Annotated in this window: 11 protein-coding genes; 10 read left to right on the top strand and 1 reads right to left on the bottom strand. The window is 63.3% G+C overall.

Features of this window, described 5'->3' with window-relative positions:
- The 7 genes from AC1Z32_RS13175 to AC1Z32_RS13145 all read left to right on the top strand — a co-directional run bounded on the left by AC1Z32_RS13175 (window position 1) and on the right by AC1Z32_RS13145 (window position 8,619).
- Complete coding sequence (locus AC1Z32_RS13175; RefSeq protein WP_483479087.1) at window positions 1-543, top strand: F0F1 ATP synthase subunit delta; 543 nt, start codon at window positions 1-3, stop codon at window positions 541-543.
- A gap of 57 nt (window positions 544-600) precedes the next feature.
- Window positions 601-2,142: a F0F1 ATP synthase subunit alpha gene (atpA, locus tag AC1Z32_RS13170; RefSeq protein ID WP_483479086.1), complete on the top strand. Its 1,542-nt coding sequence runs from the start codon at window positions 601-603 to the stop codon at window positions 2,140-2,142.
- 74 nt (window positions 2,143-2,216) lie between these two features.
- On the top strand, window positions 2,217-3,101 hold the full coding sequence (gene atpG / locus AC1Z32_RS13165) for a F0F1 ATP synthase subunit gamma (RefSeq protein WP_483479085.1): 885 nt from the start codon (window positions 2,217-2,219) through the stop codon (window positions 3,099-3,101).
- A 38-nt stretch (window positions 3,102-3,139) separates the two neighbouring features.
- Window positions 3,140-4,534 carry a F0F1 ATP synthase subunit beta gene (gene atpD / locus AC1Z32_RS13160; RefSeq protein WP_483479084.1) on the top strand — a complete coding sequence of 465 codons (1,395 nt, stop codon included), beginning with the start codon at window positions 3,140-3,142 and terminating at the stop codon, window positions 4,532-4,534.
- A gap of 82 nt (window positions 4,535-4,616) precedes the next feature.
- Entirely contained in the window at window positions 4,617-5,042 is a 426-nt protein-coding gene (locus AC1Z32_RS13155) for a F0F1 ATP synthase subunit epsilon (RefSeq protein ID WP_483479083.1), read from the top strand.
- Window positions 5,043-5,320: 278 nt separating this feature from the next.
- Window positions 5,321-7,051, top strand: a complete 1,731-nt coding sequence (locus AC1Z32_RS13150) for an AMP-binding protein (RefSeq protein ID WP_483479082.1) — start codon at window positions 5,321-5,323, stop codon at window positions 7,049-7,051.
- Window positions 7,052-7,671: 620 nt separating this feature from the next.
- Window positions 7,672-8,619 carry an alpha/beta hydrolase gene (locus tag AC1Z32_RS13145; RefSeq protein WP_483479081.1) on the top strand — a complete coding sequence of 316 codons (948 nt, stop codon included), beginning with the start codon at window positions 7,672-7,674 and terminating at the stop codon, window positions 8,617-8,619.
- 3 nt (window positions 8,620-8,622) lie between these two features.
- Here AC1Z32_RS13145 and AC1Z32_RS13140 read toward each other — a convergent pair whose 3' ends face one another.
- Window positions 8,623-9,462 (bottom strand): transporter substrate-binding domain-containing protein, encoded by an 840-nt coding sequence (locus AC1Z32_RS13140; protein WP_483479080.1) that lies wholly within the window; start codon window positions 9,460-9,462, stop codon window positions 8,623-8,625.
- 183 nt (window positions 9,463-9,645) lie between these two features.
- On the opposite strand from AC1Z32_RS13140, the gene hemE reads away from it, so the two are divergent.
- From hemE to putA, 3 genes are all read left to right on the top strand, one after another.
- Window positions 9,646-10,743, top strand: a complete 1,098-nt coding sequence (gene hemE, locus AC1Z32_RS13135; protein ID WP_483479079.1) for a uroporphyrinogen decarboxylase — start codon at window positions 9,646-9,648, stop codon at window positions 10,741-10,743.
- Between the two features lie 460 nt (window positions 10,744-11,203).
- Entirely contained in the window at window positions 11,204-13,456 is a 2,253-nt protein-coding gene (locus AC1Z32_RS13130; protein WP_483479078.1) for a primosomal protein N', read from the top strand.
- A 463-nt stretch (window positions 13,457-13,919) separates the two neighbouring features.
- Complete coding sequence (putA, locus tag AC1Z32_RS13125; RefSeq protein WP_483479077.1) at window positions 13,920-17,855, top strand: trifunctional transcriptional regulator/proline dehydrogenase/L-glutamate gamma-semialdehyde dehydrogenase; 3,936 nt, start codon at window positions 13,920-13,922, stop codon at window positions 17,853-17,855.
- Window positions 17,856-17,862: the final 7 nt, after the last annotated feature.

The raw sequence follows: 17,862 nt of genomic DNA, 5'->3' as shown, positions 1-17,862 counted from the left end.
ATGGCCGAACTTGCAACCATCGCTCGTCCTTACGCAGAAGCGCTGTTCCGCGTGGCCGAAGCCGGCGATCTCGCGGGCTGGTCCACCTTCGTCGGAGAGCTGGCTCAGGTTGCGCGTCTGCCCGAAGTGGAATCGGTCGCCTCGAGCCCGAAGGTGAGCCGCCAGCAAGTCGTCGACCTTCTGCTCGCCGCAGTGAAGTCGCCGCTCGCGCAAGGCAACGCTCAGGCGAAGAACTTCGTCGGCATGCTGGTGGAAAACCATCGCCTGCCCCTGCTGCCGGAAATCTCCGTCCAGTTCGACGAGATGAAGAACGCCCGTGAAGGTGCTGCCGATGCTCACATCGTGAGCGCGTTCCCCCTCGAAGGCGAACAGTTGAACGACCTCGTTGCAAGCCTCGAACGCAAGTTCGAGCGCAAGCTGAAACCGATCGTCTCGGTCGATCAGTCGCTGATCGGCGGCGTTCGCGTGACGGTTGGCGACGAAGTGCTCGATACCTCGGTCCGCGCGCGCCTCGCCAGCATGCAGACGGCTCTGACCGCCTGACGCTTCAAGAGAAGCGCCTAGCTGGCACGCAACAGAATTGACTATCAGGAGCGAATAATGCAACTCAATCCCTCTGAGATCAGCGAGCTGATCAAGAGCCGGATCCAGGGCCTTGAAGCGAGCGCGGACGTTCGCAACCAGGGCACCGTGATCTCCGTGACCGACGGTATCGTGCGTATCCACGGCCTGTCGGACGTGATGCAGGGCGAAATGCTCGAATTCCCGGGCAACACCTTCGGTCTCGCGCTGAACCTCGAACGTGACTCGGTCGGCGCCGTTATTCTCGGTCAGTACGAGCACATCTCGGAAGGCGACATCGTCAAGACGACGGGCCGCATTCTCGAAGTGCCGGTCGGTCCGGAACTCATCGGCCGCGTGGTCGATGCGCTGGGCAACCCCATCGACGGCAAGGGTCCGATCAACGCGAAGATGACCGACGCGATCGAAAAGATCGCTCCGGGCGTGATCTGGCGTAAGTCGGTGTCGCAGCCGGTGCAAACGGGTCTGAAGTCGATCGACTCGATGGTGCCGATCGGCCGTGGCCAGCGTGAGCTGATCATCGGCGACCGTCAGTGCGGCAAGACCGCGGTGGCCGTCGACGCGATCATCAACCAGAAGGGCAAGGACCTCATCTGTATCTACGTCGCGATCGGCCAGAAGGCTTCGTCGATCATGAACGTGGTGCGCAAGCTCGAAGAAACCGGCGCGATGGCTTACACCATCGTCGTGGCGGCTTCGGCTTCGGAATCGGCTGCGATGCAATACCTCGCGCCGTACGCCGGCTGCTCGATGGGCGAATACTTCCGCGATCGCGGCCAGGATGCGCTGATCGTCTATGACGACTTGACCAAGCAAGCCTGGGCGTATCGCCAGATCTCGCTGCTGCTGCGCCGCCCGCCGGGCCGCGAAGCGTATCCGGGTGACGTGTTCTATCTCCACTCGCGTCTGCTCGAGCGTGCTGCTCGCGTCTCGGAAGAGTACGTCGAGAAGTTCACCAACGGCGAAGTGAAGGGCAAGAGCGGCTCGCTGACGGCACTGCCCGTCATCGAAACGCAAGCCGGCGACGTGACCGCGTTCGTTCCGACGAACGTGATCTCGATTACGGACGGCCAGATCTTCCTTGAAACCGACCTGTTCAACGCGGGTATCCGTCCGGCTATTAACGCCGGCGTGTCCGTGTCGCGCGTTGGTGGTGCGGCTCAGACCAAGGTCGTGAAGAAGCTGTCGGGCGGTATCCGTACCGACCTCGCGCAGTATCGTGAACTGGCTGCGTTCGCGCAGTTTGCGTCTGACCTCGACGAAGCCACCCGCAAGCAGCTGGAGCGCGGCCGCCGCGTGACGGAACTGCTGAAGCAGCCGCAGTATCAGCCGCTGCAAGTGTGGGAACTGTCGGTTGCGCTGTTCGCGGCCAACAACGGCTATCTCGACGATCTGGAAGTCTCGCAAGTGCTGCCGTTTGAAAAGGGCATGCGCGAATTCCTGAAGACGAAGCACGCCGACCTGGTGAAGCGCATCGAAGACAACAAAGACTTGTCGAAGGACGACGAAGGCGCACTGCATGCCGCGCTGAAGGACTTCAAGAAGTCGGGCGCTTATTGATCGGGATAGAGGAGCAACGCGCGATGTCGGCGTTGAAAATGCAACATCGCGCGGCTTCGATCAAGGAGTAAGCAATGGCTGGAATGAAGGAAATTCGCGGCAAGATCAAGAGCGTGCAGAACACGCGCAAGATCACGAAAGCGATGGAAATGGTCGCCGCATCGAAAATGCGCCGCGCCCAGGAGCGTATGCGTTCCGCCCGTCCGTATGCCGACAAGGTCCGCGCAATCGCTTCGCACATGAGCGCGGCGAACCCCGAGTATCGTCACCCGTTCATGGTGAAGAACGAGGGCGTGAAGACGGCCGGCCTGATCCTCGTCACGACCGACAAGGGTCTGTGCGGCGGCATGAACACGAACATCCTGCGTGCGTCGCTGAACAAGATCAAGGAACTCGATCAGAGCGGTGTTCAGATCGAAGCTTCGGCGATCGGCGGCAAGGGACTCGGCTTCCTGAATCGCCTGAAGGCCAAGGTCGTGTCGCAAGTCACGCAACTGGGCGACACGCCGCATCTGGAAAAGCTGATCGGCGCGATCAAGGTGCAGCTCGACCTGTATTCGGAAGGCAAGATCAACGCGGTGTACCTGGCGTACACGCGCTTCATCAATACGATGAAGCAGGAAGCGGTGATCGAGCAGCTGCTGCCGTTGTCGGTGGATGATCTTCACGCGAAGGATGAAGACGGCGTGACGCCGAAGACTTCGTGGGATTACATCTACGAGCCGGACGCGCAAACCGTGGTGGACGAGTTGCTCGTGCGCTACGTCGAAGCGCTCGTCTATCAGGCGGTCGCGGAAAACATGGCGTCGGAGCAATCCGCGCGCATGGTCGCGATGAAGGCCGCGTCCGACAACGCAAAGCAAGTGATCAACGAACTGCAGCTCGTCTACAACAAGAGCCGCCAGGCCGCGATTACGAAAGAATTGTCGGAAATCGTCGGCGGCGCCGCAGCGGTCTGACGGCCGCGTGAAAGAACACAGTATCTAAAGGAAATGCGATGAGTACTACTGCTTTGGTAGAAGGCAAGATCGTACAGTGCATCGGCGCCGTTATCGACGTGGAATTCCCGCGCGCGCAAATGCCGAAGATTTACGACGCGCTCATTCTGGAAGGCACCGAACTGACGCTCGAAGTCCAGCAGCAGCTGGGCGACGGCGTGGTCCGCACCATCTGTCTGGGTGCATCCGACGGCCTGCGCCGCGGCACGATGGTCAAGAACACGGGCAAGCCCATCAGCGTGCCGGTCGGCAAGCCGACTCTGGGCCGCATCATGGACGTGCTCGGCCGTCCGATCGACGAAGCCGGTCCCATCGACTCGGCAACGACGCGTTCGATCCACCAGCAAGCACCTTCGTTCGAAGACTTGTCGCCGTCGACGGAACTGCTCGAAACCGGCATCAAGGTTATCGACCTGATCTGCCCGTTCGCGAAGGGCGGCAAGGTGGGTCTGTTCGGCGGTGCTGGCGTGGGCAAGACCGTGAACATGATGGAACTCATCAACAACATCGCGAAGGAGCACGGCGGTTACTCCGTGTTCGCCGGTGTGGGTGAGCGTACCCGTGAAGGGAACGACTTCTATCACGAAATGAAGGACTCGAACGTTCTCGACAAGGTCGCGCTGGTGTACGGCCAGATGAACGAGCCGCCGGGCAACCGTCTGCGCGTCGCGCTGACGGGTCTGACGATGGCTGAGCACTTCCGTGACGAAGGTCTCGACGTTCTCTTCTTCGTCGACAACATCTATCGTTTCACGCTGGCGGGTACGGAAGTGTCCGCTCTGCTCGGCCGTATGCCTTCGGCAGTGGGTTATCAGCCGACGCTGGCTGAAGAAATGGGCAAGCTGCAAGAGCGTATTACGTCGACCAAGACCGGCTCGATCACGTCGGTTCAGGCCGTGTACGTTCCTGCGGACGACTTGACCGACCCGTCGCCGGCTACGACCTTCGGCCACTTGGACGCAACCGTCGTGTTGTCGCGTGACATCGCATCGCTGGGTATTTATCCGGCAGTGGACCCGCTCGATTCGACCTCGCGTCAGATCGACCCGCACGTGATCGGCGAAGAGCACTACACGATCACGCGCAGCGTGCAGCAGACGCTGCAGCGCTACAAGGAACTGCGCGACATTATCGCGATTCTGGGCATGGACGAACTGTCGCCGGAAGACAAGCTGTCGGTCTCCCGCGCTCGTAAGATCCAGCGTTTCCTGTCGCAGCCGTTCCACGTTGCGGAAGTGTTCACGGGCTCGCCGGGCAAGTACGTGCCGCTGAAGGAAACCATCCGCGGCTTCAAGATGATCGTCGAAGGTGAGTGCGATCATCTGCCGGAGCAGGCGTTCTACATGGTCGGCACGATCGACGAAGCCTTCGAAAAGGCCAAGAAGATCCAGTAAAGGTCGGGTGTTTTTCAGGCGGACGCCAACGCATCGCGCTGGCGTCCTCGAATGACACTGACGACGACAGGAGTCGACACATATGGCAACCATCAAGGTAGACGTCGTCAGCGCGGAAGAGGAAATCTTCTCGGGCCAGGCGAAGTTCGTCGCGCTGCCGGGCGAAGCGGGTGAGCTGGGCATTCTGCCGGGTCACACGCCGCTCATCACGCGCATTCGTCCGGGCGCGGTGCGCATCGAGGCGGAAGACGGTTCGGAAGAGTTCGTGTTCGTTGCAGGCGGGGTTCTCGAAATCCAGCCGGGCGTCGTGACCGTGCTCGCAGACACCGCCATCCGCGGCGCCGATCTCGACGAGGCGAAGGCCGAGCAGGCGAAGAAACGCGCCGAGGAAGCGATTCAGGACAACAAGTCGGAACTCGAGTATGCGACCGCGCAAGCGGAACTCGCGTACGCGACGGCTCAGCTCGCGGCGATCCAGCGTCTGCGCAAGGCGCACGCGAAGCACTGAGCGTTACGCGCGCCAAGCGGCGTTCAGCAGTTTAAGGAAAGCAGCCTTCGGGCTGCTTTTTTTATGCTCCAAATCGGCAAATCGCGCACGCATATCTGCATATCGGTTATGTGGCTGTCTTGTCGATTTCGAGTAAGCCCATGATTCAATGCGGTTTTCATTGATTGCCTCGAATCGGCATTGCGGGGAAACACTCAATGCTCAGGCGCGTCTTGCGTTGCACAATGGCCTCCATTTAGCCTACATCGGGCGGCGATTCACATTGGCGGAGACTATCGATGGCAACTGAACCGACGCAGGCCGGCGCGCAGATCGAACCACGCGACGGCATTTCCTACGTTCGCGGCGCGACCAATATTCCGTTGAGCGACGCAACTGTTTCGCGGTTTCTTCTCGACACTGCCGGCCGGTTCGCCGATCGCCCGGCGGTCGTGTTCCGCGAGCAGAACATTCGCTGGACGTGGCGCGAGTTCGCGAACGAAATCGACGTACTGGCGAGCGGTCTCCTCGCGCTCGGTATTCAGCCGGGCGATCGAGTAGGGATCTGGTCGCCGAACCGCGCCGAATGGCTGCTCACGCAGTTCGCCACTGCGCGCATGGGCGCGGTGCTGGTGAACATCAACCCGGCGTATCGCCTGGCCGAGCTCGAATATGCGCTGAACAAGGTCGGCTGCAAGGCGATCATCGCGGCTGAGCAGTTCAAGACGTCGAAGTATCTGGAGATGCTGCAGGCGCTTGCGCCCGAGCTGGCTTCGTCTGAACCGAACGCGCTGCACGCGGCCAAGCTGCCGGAACTGCGCGCGGTAATCCGCATGGGTGAAGGCAGAACGCCCGGCATGCTCAATTTCGACGATGTGATGCGCACCGGCCGCGCGCAAGCCGACGGCGGGAAGCTCGACGCGCTCGAAGCGAAGCTCGGTCCGGACGACCCCATCAACATCCAGTTCACGAGCGGCACGACCGGCAATCCGAAGGGCGCCACGCTCACGCACCGGAACATCGTCAATAACGCGCGCTACATCGCGATGGCGATGCGCCTCACCGAGCAGGACTCGCTCTGCATCCCGGTGCCGCTCTATCACTGCTTCGGCATGGTGCTGGCCGTGCTGGCATGCGTATCGACCGGCTGCACGATGGTCTTTCCTGGTGAGGCGTTCGATCCCGGCGCGACACTCGCCGCCGTCCACGAAGAGCGCTGCACCGCGCTCCACGGCGTGCCGACGATGTTCATCGCCGAACTCGATCATCCTGACTTCGGGAAATACGACCTGAGCCGCTTGCGCACCGGCATCATGGCGGGCTCGCCGTGCCCGATCGAAACAATGAAGCGCGTCGTCTCGAAGATGCATCTGAGCGAAGTCACGATCGCATACGGCATGACGGAGACGAGCCCGGTGTCGTTCCAGAGCTCGACGACCGATCCGCTCGACAAACGCACGACGACCGTCGGACGTATTCAGCCGCACCTGGAGGTGAAGATCGTCGATCCGTCGGGCAATATCGTGGCCGTTGGGGAGACGGGCGAACTCTGCACGCGCGGTTACTCGGTGATGAAAGGCTATTGGGACGACGACGCCAAGACGCGCGAGGCGATCGTCGACGGCTGGATGCACACCGGCGACCTCGCGACGCTCGACGCCGAAGGCTATTGCAATATCGTCGGGCGTCTCAAGGACATGCTGATTCGCGGCGGTGAGAACATCTATCCGCGAGAGATCGAGGAATTTCTGTTTCGCCATCCGAAGGTGCAGTCCGTGCAGGTATTCGGCGTCCCAGACCAGAAATACGGCGAGGAAGTGTGTGCGTGGATCGTCGTGCGGCCGGGTGAGCAGGCAAGCGAGGAGGAGATCCGCGAGTTTTGCCAGGGGCAGATCGCGCATTACAAGATTCCGCGCTACATCCGTTTCGTCGACGAATTGCCGATGACCGTGACTGGCAAGGCGCAAAAGTTCGTGATGCGCGCACGCATGATCGACGAATTGAAGCTCGCCGAGGCCAAGACGGCCTGAACTCACAGCAAGCAGGGACGACAAACGAAAAAAGGGAGCGCTGCGGCGCTCCCTTTTAGCATGGGATGCAATGTTCGCACCCTTGATTTCCCGAATCGCGCAAACGTTTGTCCGGGCGAAAAAAAAGCGGGCCTGGAGCCCGCTAAAAACCACACGCTACGGGGTTAGCGCGAGGAGACCAAACGTGGGATGTTTCGAATGCATGCATTCGAAGAACGATCCCAACAAGGATGCCCCTGACAGAGAGCTTCGACCAAAGTCGGCCATCGGATCACGCGACTTTCGTACAGCGTGCCCGAATACATCCGTGTTGAAACCGTTTGAACAGATTGTGGGCGAATTGATTCCGAGTCGCCGTAACAAAGTGTTTCAGGTTGTAACCCGCGTCCTACAAGGCTCAGAGGAAATTTTCTCGCGCAATTCTCCTGATTTTCACGGATATATTGTCTGTTATTCGGATGATTTATTCGATCGGCCTGACCTGAGCGATAAATAGAGATTTTCGGACTCGTGCGATTATTCTAATTTTTCGGCAAAATCGAACGTGTGGACGCATGAAATCGATGAGCAAGTCCTCGTCACGACCAAGTATTCAATCAAAAGACATCATGGAGACACGCATGACCATCGACGCAGCCTTGCTCCGATACTACCGCGCCGTTGACGAGGCATTCCCGGCTCTCGGACCGGATGCGGACGCGCGAGCAGTGCGAGAGCGTTTCAGCAGCGTGGCCAAAGCGTACGCCCAAGACCGCGGTGTGGCGGTGACAGCGGACAACATCGAAATTCCGCTCGAAGGCCGCACGCTCGGCGCGCGCGTTTACAAGCCCAAAGCCGTGCGCGGCCCATTGCCGCTCCTCGTGTACTTCCACGGCGGCGGTTGGGTGGTCGGCGATCTCGATACGCACGATGGTCTGGTCGAGCGGCTCGCGCAGGATTCGCAATGCGCGGTGGTGAGCGTCGATTACCGGCTCGCGCCCGAGCATCCGTTTCCCGCGCCCTGCGAGGACGCGCTCGACGCGTTGATCTGGCTCGCGGAGCACCGTTCGCGGCTCGGTTTCGCGACCGATCGGCTGGCCGTGGGCGGCGACAGCGCGGGCGCGCATTTGTCGGTCGTCGCGGCGCGCGGTGCGAATCAGCGCGTGGCTGGCCTCGTCAGCTTGCAATTGCTGCTTTATCCGGTGATGCGGCGCCAGTTCGAGAGTCCCAGTTGCATCGCGAACGCGAATGGGCCAGGCCTCACGAACGCGGAAATGAAATGGTACTGGACGCAGTTCCTGTCCGGTGTAACGCCGCATGAGCACGACGCGCGCGCGTTCCCGCTCTCCGAACCGTTCGAGCGCACGCCGGCGCCCGCGCTCGTCGTCGCGGCGGGCTACGATCCGCTCTACGACGACGCCATTGAGCTCAAGCGCTTCCTGGAAGCCAACGGCGGCCGAGCGGAAATGATCGACGCCCGAGACATGACGCACGGGTTCGGGCGCATGCATTCGCAGTCGGAGGCCGCGCTCGGCTGGCTGCGCCAGATCGGCGAGCGCACGGGCGAACTCATGCGCGCCGAACGCTGAAGGCTACTTCAACCACTTGTCATACACGGCCTGAAACTCGCCCGACGACCGGGCGAGGTGCAACCACTGATCGACATACTGCTGGAACGGTACATCGCCGCGCGGCAGCAGATACGCCTTCTCGCCGAACTGAAACGGTTTGTCCGGATGCACCGAGCACAGGCCTGGATTGAGCTTCTGCTGGAGCAGGGTTTCCGATGCGTCCGTGACCATTACGTCGGCCTTGCCTTCGAGGATCTGCTTGAAGATCGTCACGTTGTCTGGATACTGGATCAGCTGCGAGTGCGAAAAGTACTGCTTCGCGAAGCGCTCGTTGGTGCCGCCCGGATTCACAATGGTGCGCACGTTCGGCTGATCGATCTGCGCAACGGTCTGATACTTCTCCACGTCGTCGCAGCGCACGATGGGCGTTTTGCCGTCTTCCATATACGGCTCCGTGAAGAATGCGCGCTTTTGCCGCTCGAGCGTGGTCGAGACGCCGCCCACGGCGATATCGCATTTCGCGACGAAATCGTTCATCAGGTTCGACCACGACGTCTTCACGTATTCCGCCTTCGCTCCGAGCGATTTCGAGAGACTCTCCGCGAGATCGATGTCGATGCCCTCGAATTGCCCGTCCGGGCGCAGGAAGGAATAGGGTTTGTAGTCGCCCGTCGTGCAGACGCGCAGCGTGTGGCGCGCGAGGACATCGTCGAGCCGCGAGCTTGCCGCGACGGGCGCGGACGCGGCGGGCTTCGTGCCCGCGACCGTGCCGGCCTGAACCGTTTGAGACTGCGCGACGTTCGCCAGCGCAAGCGACATGACAAAGGCAGAGGCGGCGAGACTGACAGACTTGCGTTGCATCGATTCTCCTGGTTTTAGTTGTATCGGCCCGTGGATCATAACGAGGCCTTTGGGTGTCTGAACACTCGGTCAAACGGCATAGGCCGCGATGCATGAGACTTCCCGAATTGCCGGGCTCAGTCAACGAAAACGCCCGGCCGCTCCGGTAGAATGGATGATTCTTTGCCTTCAGCATCGAGCGACGTGGCACACACTCTTCTGAACGACACCTTCCTGCGCGCGCTCCAGCGCCAGCCGACCGACTACACGCCGATCTGGCTGATGCGCCAGGCAGGACGCTACCTGCCGGAGTACAACGCGACGCGCGCCCGCGCGGGCAGTTTTCTCGGCCTCGCGAAGAATCCGGACTACGCGACCGAAGTGACGCTCCAGCCGCTCGAACGCTTTCCGCTCGACGCCGCCATCCTCTTCTCCGACATCCTCACCGTCCCCGACGCGATGGGCCTCGGCCTGAACTTTGTCCAGGGCGAAGGTCCGCGTTTCGAGCGCACCGTGCGCACGGAAGACGACGTGAAGCGCCTCGCGGTGCCGGATATCGGCGCGACGCTCTCCTACGTCACCGACGCCGTGAGCCAGATCCGCCGAGCGCTCACCGACGCGCAAGGCCGCCAGAAAGTGCCGCTTATCGGTTTCTCGGGCAGTCCATGGACGCTCGCCTGCTACATGGTCGAGGGCGGTGGCTCGGACGATCATCGCACGGTCAAATCGATGGCTTATGCGCGTCCGGACCTGATGCACCGCATCCTCGACGTGAACGCTCAAGCCGTGACCGCGTATCTCAACGCGCAGATCGAAGCCGGCGCGCAGGCCGTGATGATTTTCGACACGTGGGGCGGTGCACTCGCCGATGGCGCGTATCAGCGCTTCTCGCTCGAATACATCGCGAAGGTGGTCGCGGGCCTCAAGCGCGAGCACGACGGCGAACGCGTGCCGGTCATCACTTTTACGAAGGGCGGCGGGCTGTGGCTCGAGGAAATCGCCGCCACCGGCGTCGATGCGGTCGGCCTCGACTGGACGATGAACCTCGGCACGGCGCGGGAGCGCGTCGGCTCGCGCGTGGCGTTGCAGGGAAATATCGACCCGAGCGTGCTGTTCGCGCCGCCTGCGGCGATCCGCACCGAAGCGCGCGCCGTGCTCGAAAGCTTCGGGAATTTTCCGGGCCACGTCTTCAATCTGGGGCACGGCATCTCGCAATTCACACCGCCCGAGCACGTCGCGGAGCTCGTCGACGAAGTTCATCGGCACAGCCGCGCCATGCGGGCCGGGCAGCCCACGCGCTAAGTGCGTACGAAAGCCGGTGTTACGGACGCATGCTGCAGCGCAACCTCGAAGTACCGGCGCGATCTATCGGGGGCGGGAGCATTCTGTCCGGATCGCCCGTCTCTGGCGGCGTCCTGCGATGTCAAGACTGAACTTATGCACATTTTGTTCGCTGCGGCGCGCCATCAGACGTATGGCTGTGAGCAACCAATAACGTGTCTCTATGTGTGCTATAAGTCCATGATTTATAAAGAATTTCTAGTGCTTCGCCCGAAATGTGGGCCAGCGCACATAAGGCTTTCCTGACATTGTTTGCCGCGCGCTCGGCCGCACTTCTCAACAAAGTTATCCACAGGCCTGTGGAAAGCATCGGAAAACCAAAAATAATCGGCGGTTTACAGGCGATTCTGATGTTTAACTTTAACTTCGTCCGGGTGAAGCCCGCGCGCATGTCAAGCCGCTGTCCATGGAGCGATGGGCGATGACGGATGTCTTCGTGCGCGTCGCCATAGACCAGCCCATGCCGGTCTTGTTCGACTACCGCTATGCGCTTCCGGTCGCGCCTGCTGCCGGCATGCTGGTGCTGGTGCCGTTCGGACGGCGCGAAGTCGTCGGGATGATCTGCGAAATCACCGCGTCGAGCGACGTGCCCGTCGACAAGCTCCGCAGCGTCGCCGCAATCTGCGATCGCTGCGCGCCGCTCGCCGATACCTGGATCGCGCTTGCCGGCTTCGCCGCCGATTACTACCAGCGCGGCTTGGGAGAAGTCGCGTTGCCTGCGCTGCCTCAGGCGTTGCGCGACGCATCGCGCTGGGATCGTCTCTTCGCTGTCGAGCCGCGCTACCGCCTTTTGCCGGAGGGGCGCGAGCGTCTTCCCGGCGAATTGCCCGCGCGCGCGAGCGCACTGCGCCGTCTGGCCGAAGCGCTCGCGGAGCAGCCGTCGCTCGGCCTGTCCGATGCCCGCGCGCTGCATCCGAAAGCGGGCGCGACGTTCGAGGATTGGCTCGCGCGCGGCTGGATCGAGCTTGCGACCCCGGACACCATCGAACCCGACTCGGCCGCACACACGCTCGCCGCTCCGACCGGCGCCGCGCCGTTGCCGGTGCTGACGGACGAACAACGCGAAGCGGTCGAGGCCGTCTCCGGTGCGCAAGGCTTTGCGCCGTTCCTGCTCCACGGCGTGACGGGCAGCGGCAAGACGGAGGTGTATCTGCACGCGCTCGCGGCGTTGCTCTCCGCGCGGCCGGATGCGCAGGCCCTCGTCCTCGTTCCCGAAATCAACCTGACGCCGCAGTTCGAGGCCGCGTTCCGCGCACGTTTCGCGGCGCTCGCGGACGGCTCGATCGTCACGATGCACAGCGGACTCGCCGAAGGCGAGCGCGCGCGCAACTGGCTCGCCGCGCATACGGGCAGCGCGCGCATCGTGCTCGGCACGCGCCTCGCAATTCTCGCCTCGATGCCAACGCTCGCAATGATCGTCGTCGATGAAGAACACGATCCCGCGTACAAGCAGCAGGAAGGCCTGCGCTACTCCGCGCGCGATCTGGCGATCTATCGCGCGAAGCAACTGGATATTCCCGTCGTGCTCGGATCGGCGACGCCGTCGCTCGAAACCTGGTGGCAGGCAGAACAGGGGCGCTACACGCGGCTGACGCTCACGCGCCGCGCCGTCGCGGAAGCCGCGTTGCCGGCGGTGCGGCTGATCGATCTGGAAGAGGAGCGACGACGCGGCCGGGCGTCGGTCGAAGGGCTGGCGGGGCCGCTCATCGCTGCGTTGAAGATGCGCGTCGAGCGCGGCGAGCAGAGTCTCGTGTTCCTGAACCGGCGCGGCTATGCGCCGATCCTCTCTTGCGACGCGTGCGGCTGGGTCGCCGGTTGCCCGCGCTGCAGCGCCTACGCGGTGCTTCACAAGCCGGAACGCGCGCTGCGCTGTCATCACTGCGGATGGGAGTCGCGTATTCCGAAGTCCTGTCCGGATTGCGGAAATATCGACATCGCGCCGATGGGCCGCGGCACGCAGCGTGTCGAGGAAACGCTCGCGAGCGTGGTGCCGGGCGCGCGCGTGCTGCGTATCGACGCCGATAGCACGCGCCGCAAGGGCAGCGCGCAGGCGCTCTTTTCCGGCGTGCACGCGGGCGAAGTCGATATTCTCGTCGGCACGCAGATGATCGCGAAGGGCCACGATTTCCGCCGCGTGACGCTCGTCGGCGTGCTCAATGCCGACACCGCGCTCTTCTCGCACGACTTCCGCGCAAGTGAACGGCTCTTCGCGCAACTGACGCAGGTAAGCGGCCGCGCGGGCCGCGCTGGCCTGCCCGGCGAAGTGATGATCCAGACGCGCTATCCGCGTCACGCGCTGTATCAGGCGCTATCGCGGCAGGATTACGTGGGCTTCGCCAACTCGACGCTCGCCGAACGGCGCGACGCGCGTCTTCCGCCCTTCGTCTATCAGGCGATGCTGCGCGCCGAAGGCCGCACGCTGGAAGCCGCGCTCGCGTTTCTGGCGGAAGCGGCGGCGGCCTTTGCTCCGCTGCCCGGTGCGGACCGCGTGACGGTCTATGACGCCGTGCCGCTCACCATCGTGAAAGTGTTCAACGTCCATCGCGCGCAGTTGTTGCTGGAAAGCGCGTCGCGGGCCGCGCTTCAGGCGTCGCTGCGCGCATGGCAGCCGGTGCTGCGCTCGCTCAGGGGCGTGCTGCGCTGGAGTGTCGAAGTCGATCCGCTGGACGTTTGAGTTCAGGCGCGCCAAGCATCGGCGCGGGCGCGTCGAGGTCTCCGTGAGCGTCCTCCATCCGGCGATGACGCACCGAAGCGCCCCGCACGAACAACACAGCGCAACCCGCCAACATCGCCCAAACCCCGGCCACCACCATCCAAGTGCTCATGCTCGTTGCTCTCCCCGAAATCGCGGTGAGTTGACCGCGAACGCTGCGCCGCGCCGGCGCGATGCGTTTTATATCGGCGATGCTGGTCATTTACTTAGGGCTTGCCTCAAAAATAATCGGACTAGGGAAAATACTAGGCGACGACCGCGAGCGGCCAGCCAGCGGCACACCGCGCAAAGCCTTGTGCCGCAAGGGTTTCATCGTGGTGCAACCATAGCGAAAATCTCGGTTGCACCTTTTATATCAGCGGAGTACGATTCGCCAACTTTTTGGTCTTTGGCCGGGTGGGCACGACCGGCAAACGAAGGAAATATGGCGAGCACAACCCTAGGCGTCAAAGTCGACGATCTGCTGCGTTCCCGGCTGAAAGATGCCGCGACGCGCCTCGAGCGCACTCCCCACTGGCTGATCAAGCAGGCGATCTTCGCCTACCTCGAACGCATCGAGCACGGCCAGCTTCCGCCCGAGTTGTCGGGCGCGAACGGCTCGTCCGAAATGGCCGACGCCGCACCCGTCGATGGCGACGAGGACGGCGCGCCGCATCCCTTCCTCGATTTCGCGCAGAACGTGCAGCCGCAGTCCGTGCTGCGCGCGGCGATCACGGCGGCGTATCGCCGGCCGGAGCCGGAGTGCGTGCCGTTCCTGATCGGCCAGGCGCGCCTGCCCGCGACTGTCGCCGCCGAAACCGAAAAGCTCGCGACGAAGCTCGTCGAAGCGCTGCGCGCGAAAAGCTCGGGCGGCGGTGTCGAAGGCCTGATCCACGAGTTCTCGCTGTCGAGCCAGGAAGGCGTCGCGCTGATGTGCCTCGCCGAAGCGCTTCTGCGCATTCCCGACCGCGCCACGCGCGACGCGCTGATCCGCGACAAGATCAGCAAGGGCGACTGGAAATCGCACATGGGCCAGGCGCCGTCGCTGTTCGTGAACGCGGCGACGTGGGGCCTGATGATCACCGGCAAGCTCGTGACGACGAACAGCGAAGCGGGTTTGTCCTCGGCGCTGACGCGTTTGATCGGCAAGGGCGGCGAGCCGCTGATCCGCAAGGGCGTCGACATGGCGATGCGCCTGATGGGCGAGCAGTTCGTCACCGGCGAGACGATCTCCGAAGCGCTCGCCAACAGCCGCAAGTACGAAGCGCGCGGTTTCCGTTACTCCTACGACATGCTCGGCGAAGCCGCGACGACGGAAGAAGACGCGCAGCGCTACTACGCGTCCTACGAGCAGGCGATCCACGCGATCGGCAAGGCAGCGGGCGGGCGCGGCATTTACGAAGGCCCGGGCATTTCGATCAAGCTCTCCGCGCTGCATCCGCGTTACTCGCGTGCGCAGCAGGAACGCACGATGAACGAGCTGCTGCCGCGCGTGCGCTCGCTCGCGCAACTCGCGCGCCGCTATGACATCGGTTTGAACATCGACGCGGAAGAAGCGGACCGTCTCGAACTCTCGCTCGACCTGCTCGAAGCGCTGTGCTTCGATCCGGAACTCGCGGGCTGGAACGGCATTGGCTTCGTGGTGCAGGGTTATCAGAAGCGCTGCCCGTTCGTGATCGACTATCTGATCGATCTCGCGCGCCGCAGCCGTCATCGTTTGATGATCCGCCTCGTGAAGGGCGCGTACTGGGACACCGAAATCAAGCGCGCGCAGGTCGATGGCCTCGAGGGCTATCCGGTCTACACGCGCAAGATCTACACCGACATCTCGTACCTCGCGTGCGCGAAGAAGCTGCTCGGTGCGCCGGATGCCGTCTATCCGCAATTCGCGACGCACAACGCGTTCACGCTTTCCGCGATCTATCACCTCGCGGGACAGAACTACTATCCCGGCCAGTACGAATTCCAGTGCCTGCACGGCATGGGCGAGCCGCTCTATGAAGAAGTGACCGGCCGCGACAAGCTCAACCGCCCGTGCCGCGTGTATGCGCCGGTCGGCACGCACGAAACGTTGCTCGCGTATCTCGTGCGCCGCCTGCTCGAGAACGGCGCGAACACGTCGTTCGTGAACCGCATCGCCGATGAATCCGTGCCGGTGAAGGACCTCGTGCGCGATCCGATCGACGAAGCGCAGCAGATCACGCCGCTCGGCGCGCCGCACGCGAAGATTCCGCTGCCGCGCCAGCTCTACGGCAACGAGCGCTCCAACTCGATGGGCCTCGATCTCTCGAACGAGCATCGACTGGCGTCGCTGTCATCGGCGCTGCTTGCGAGCGGGAATCATCCGTGGCGCGCGGAGCCGATGCTCGAAGGCGGCTTCGTCGGCAACGGCATCGCGCGCGACGTGCGCAATCCGTCGGATCTGCGCGATCTCGTCGGCACGGTGGTGGAAGCGTCGTCCGAGCAGGTGAGCGCCGCGATCGCGAATGCGGTCGCCGCCGCGCCGATCTGGCAGGCGACGCCCGTCGAAGATCGCGCCGATTGCCTCGCGCGCGCCGCCGATCTGCTCGAAGCGCAGATGCACACGCTGATGGGCCTCGTCGTGCGCGAAGCCGGCAAGTCGCTGGCGAATGCCATCGCGGAAATTCGCGAGGCCATCGATTTCCTGCGCTACTACGCCTCGCAGATCCGCGCCGAGTTCTCGAACGATACGCATCGTCCGCTCGGTCCGGTCGTGTGTATCAGCCCGTGGAACTTCCCGCTCGCGATCTTCATGGGTCAGGTCGCGGCCGCGCTCGCGGCGGGCAATCCGGTGCTCGCGAAACCCGCCGAGCAGACGCCGCTGATCGCCGCGCAAGCCGTGCGCATTCTGCGCGAAGCGGGCGTGCCCGCGGGCGCGGTGCAACTGTTGCCGGGCAACGGCGAAACCGTGGGCGCGGCGCTGGTTGCCGATGCGCGCACGCGCGCCGTGATGTTCACCGGCTCGACGGAAGTCGCGCGCCTCATCAACAAGACGCTCTCCGAGCGCCTCGATCCGGACGGCCGCCCGATTCCGCTGATCGCCGAAACCGGCGGCCAGAACGCGATGATCGTCGATTCGTCGGCGCTCGCGGAGCAAGTGGTTGCGGACGTGCTGCAGTCGTCGTTCGATTCGGCCGGCCAGCGCTGCTCGGCGCTGCGCGTGCTGTGCCTGCAGGACGACGTCGCCGATCGCACGCTCGAAATGCTGACCGGCGCGATGAATCAGCTGGCGGTCGGCAATCCGGATCGCCTCTCGACGGACGTCGGTCCCGTGATCGACAGCGACGCGAAGCGCGGCATCGATGCGCATATCGCCGGAATGCGCGACAAGGGCCGCAATGTCACGCAACTGCCGCTGCCCGACAACTGCGCGCAAGGCACGTTCGTGCCGCCGACGCTCATCGAGCTCGACAGCATCGACGAACTGAAGCGCGAAGTGTTCGGCCCTGTCCTCCATGTGGTGCGTTACCGCCGTTCGAACCTTGATAAACTCCTCGACCAAATTCGCTCGACCGGTTACGGATTGACGCTCGGCATCCATACGCGCATCGACGAAACCATCGCGCATGTGATCGCTCGGGCGCACGTGGGCAACATCTACGTGAACCGCAACGTGATCGGCGCGGTGGTCGGCGTGCAGCCGTTCGGCGGCGAAGGGCTGTCGGGCACGGGGCCGAAGGCGGGCGGCGCGCTGTACTTGCAGCGTCTGCTGGCGAAGCGCCCGACCGGCTTGCCGAAGTCGCTCGCGAGCACGCTCGTGGTCGATCAGGCTGCCTCGAAGGACACGCCCGCCGCGGCGCTCACCGCGTTGCGCGACTGGGCGATCGGCGAACGCGATCCGCAGACGGCCGCGCGCTGCGACGGCTATCTGCAGCATGTAATGGCGGGCGCGACGGCGGTGCTGAACGGTCCGACCGGCGAGCGCAACACCTACACGCTCGGCGCGCGCGGCACGGTGCTGTGCGTAGCGGCGACGGCGAGCGGCGCGCGCGCGCAACTGGCCGCCGTGCTCGCGACGGGCAACAAGGCGTTGTTCTCGGGCTCGGCGGGCGAGCAGCTGACGGCATCGCTGCCGGCATCGCTCAAGCCGTTCGCGTTCGTGAAGAAGGCGGGCGACGTCAATGCCGACTTCGACGCCGTGCTGTTCGAAGGCGACAGCGATGAACTGCTGTCGCTCGTGAAGGAAGTCGCGAAGCGTCCGGGACCGATCGTATCGGTGCAGGGCGTGGCTGCGGGAGCGTTCGCCGACGCAGGCCACGACGGCGAAGACTACGCGCTCGAACGGCTGCTGACGGAACGCTCGGTGAGCGTGAACACGGCGGCGGCGGGCGGTAATGCGAATTTGATGACGATCGGTTGAGTTATCC

It is taken from the genome of Caballeronia sp. 11_S32, assembly GCF_056930355.1.
The sequence above is the reverse complement of the archived record's forward strand: the minus strand, read 5'-3'. Positions and strand labels throughout refer to the sequence as shown.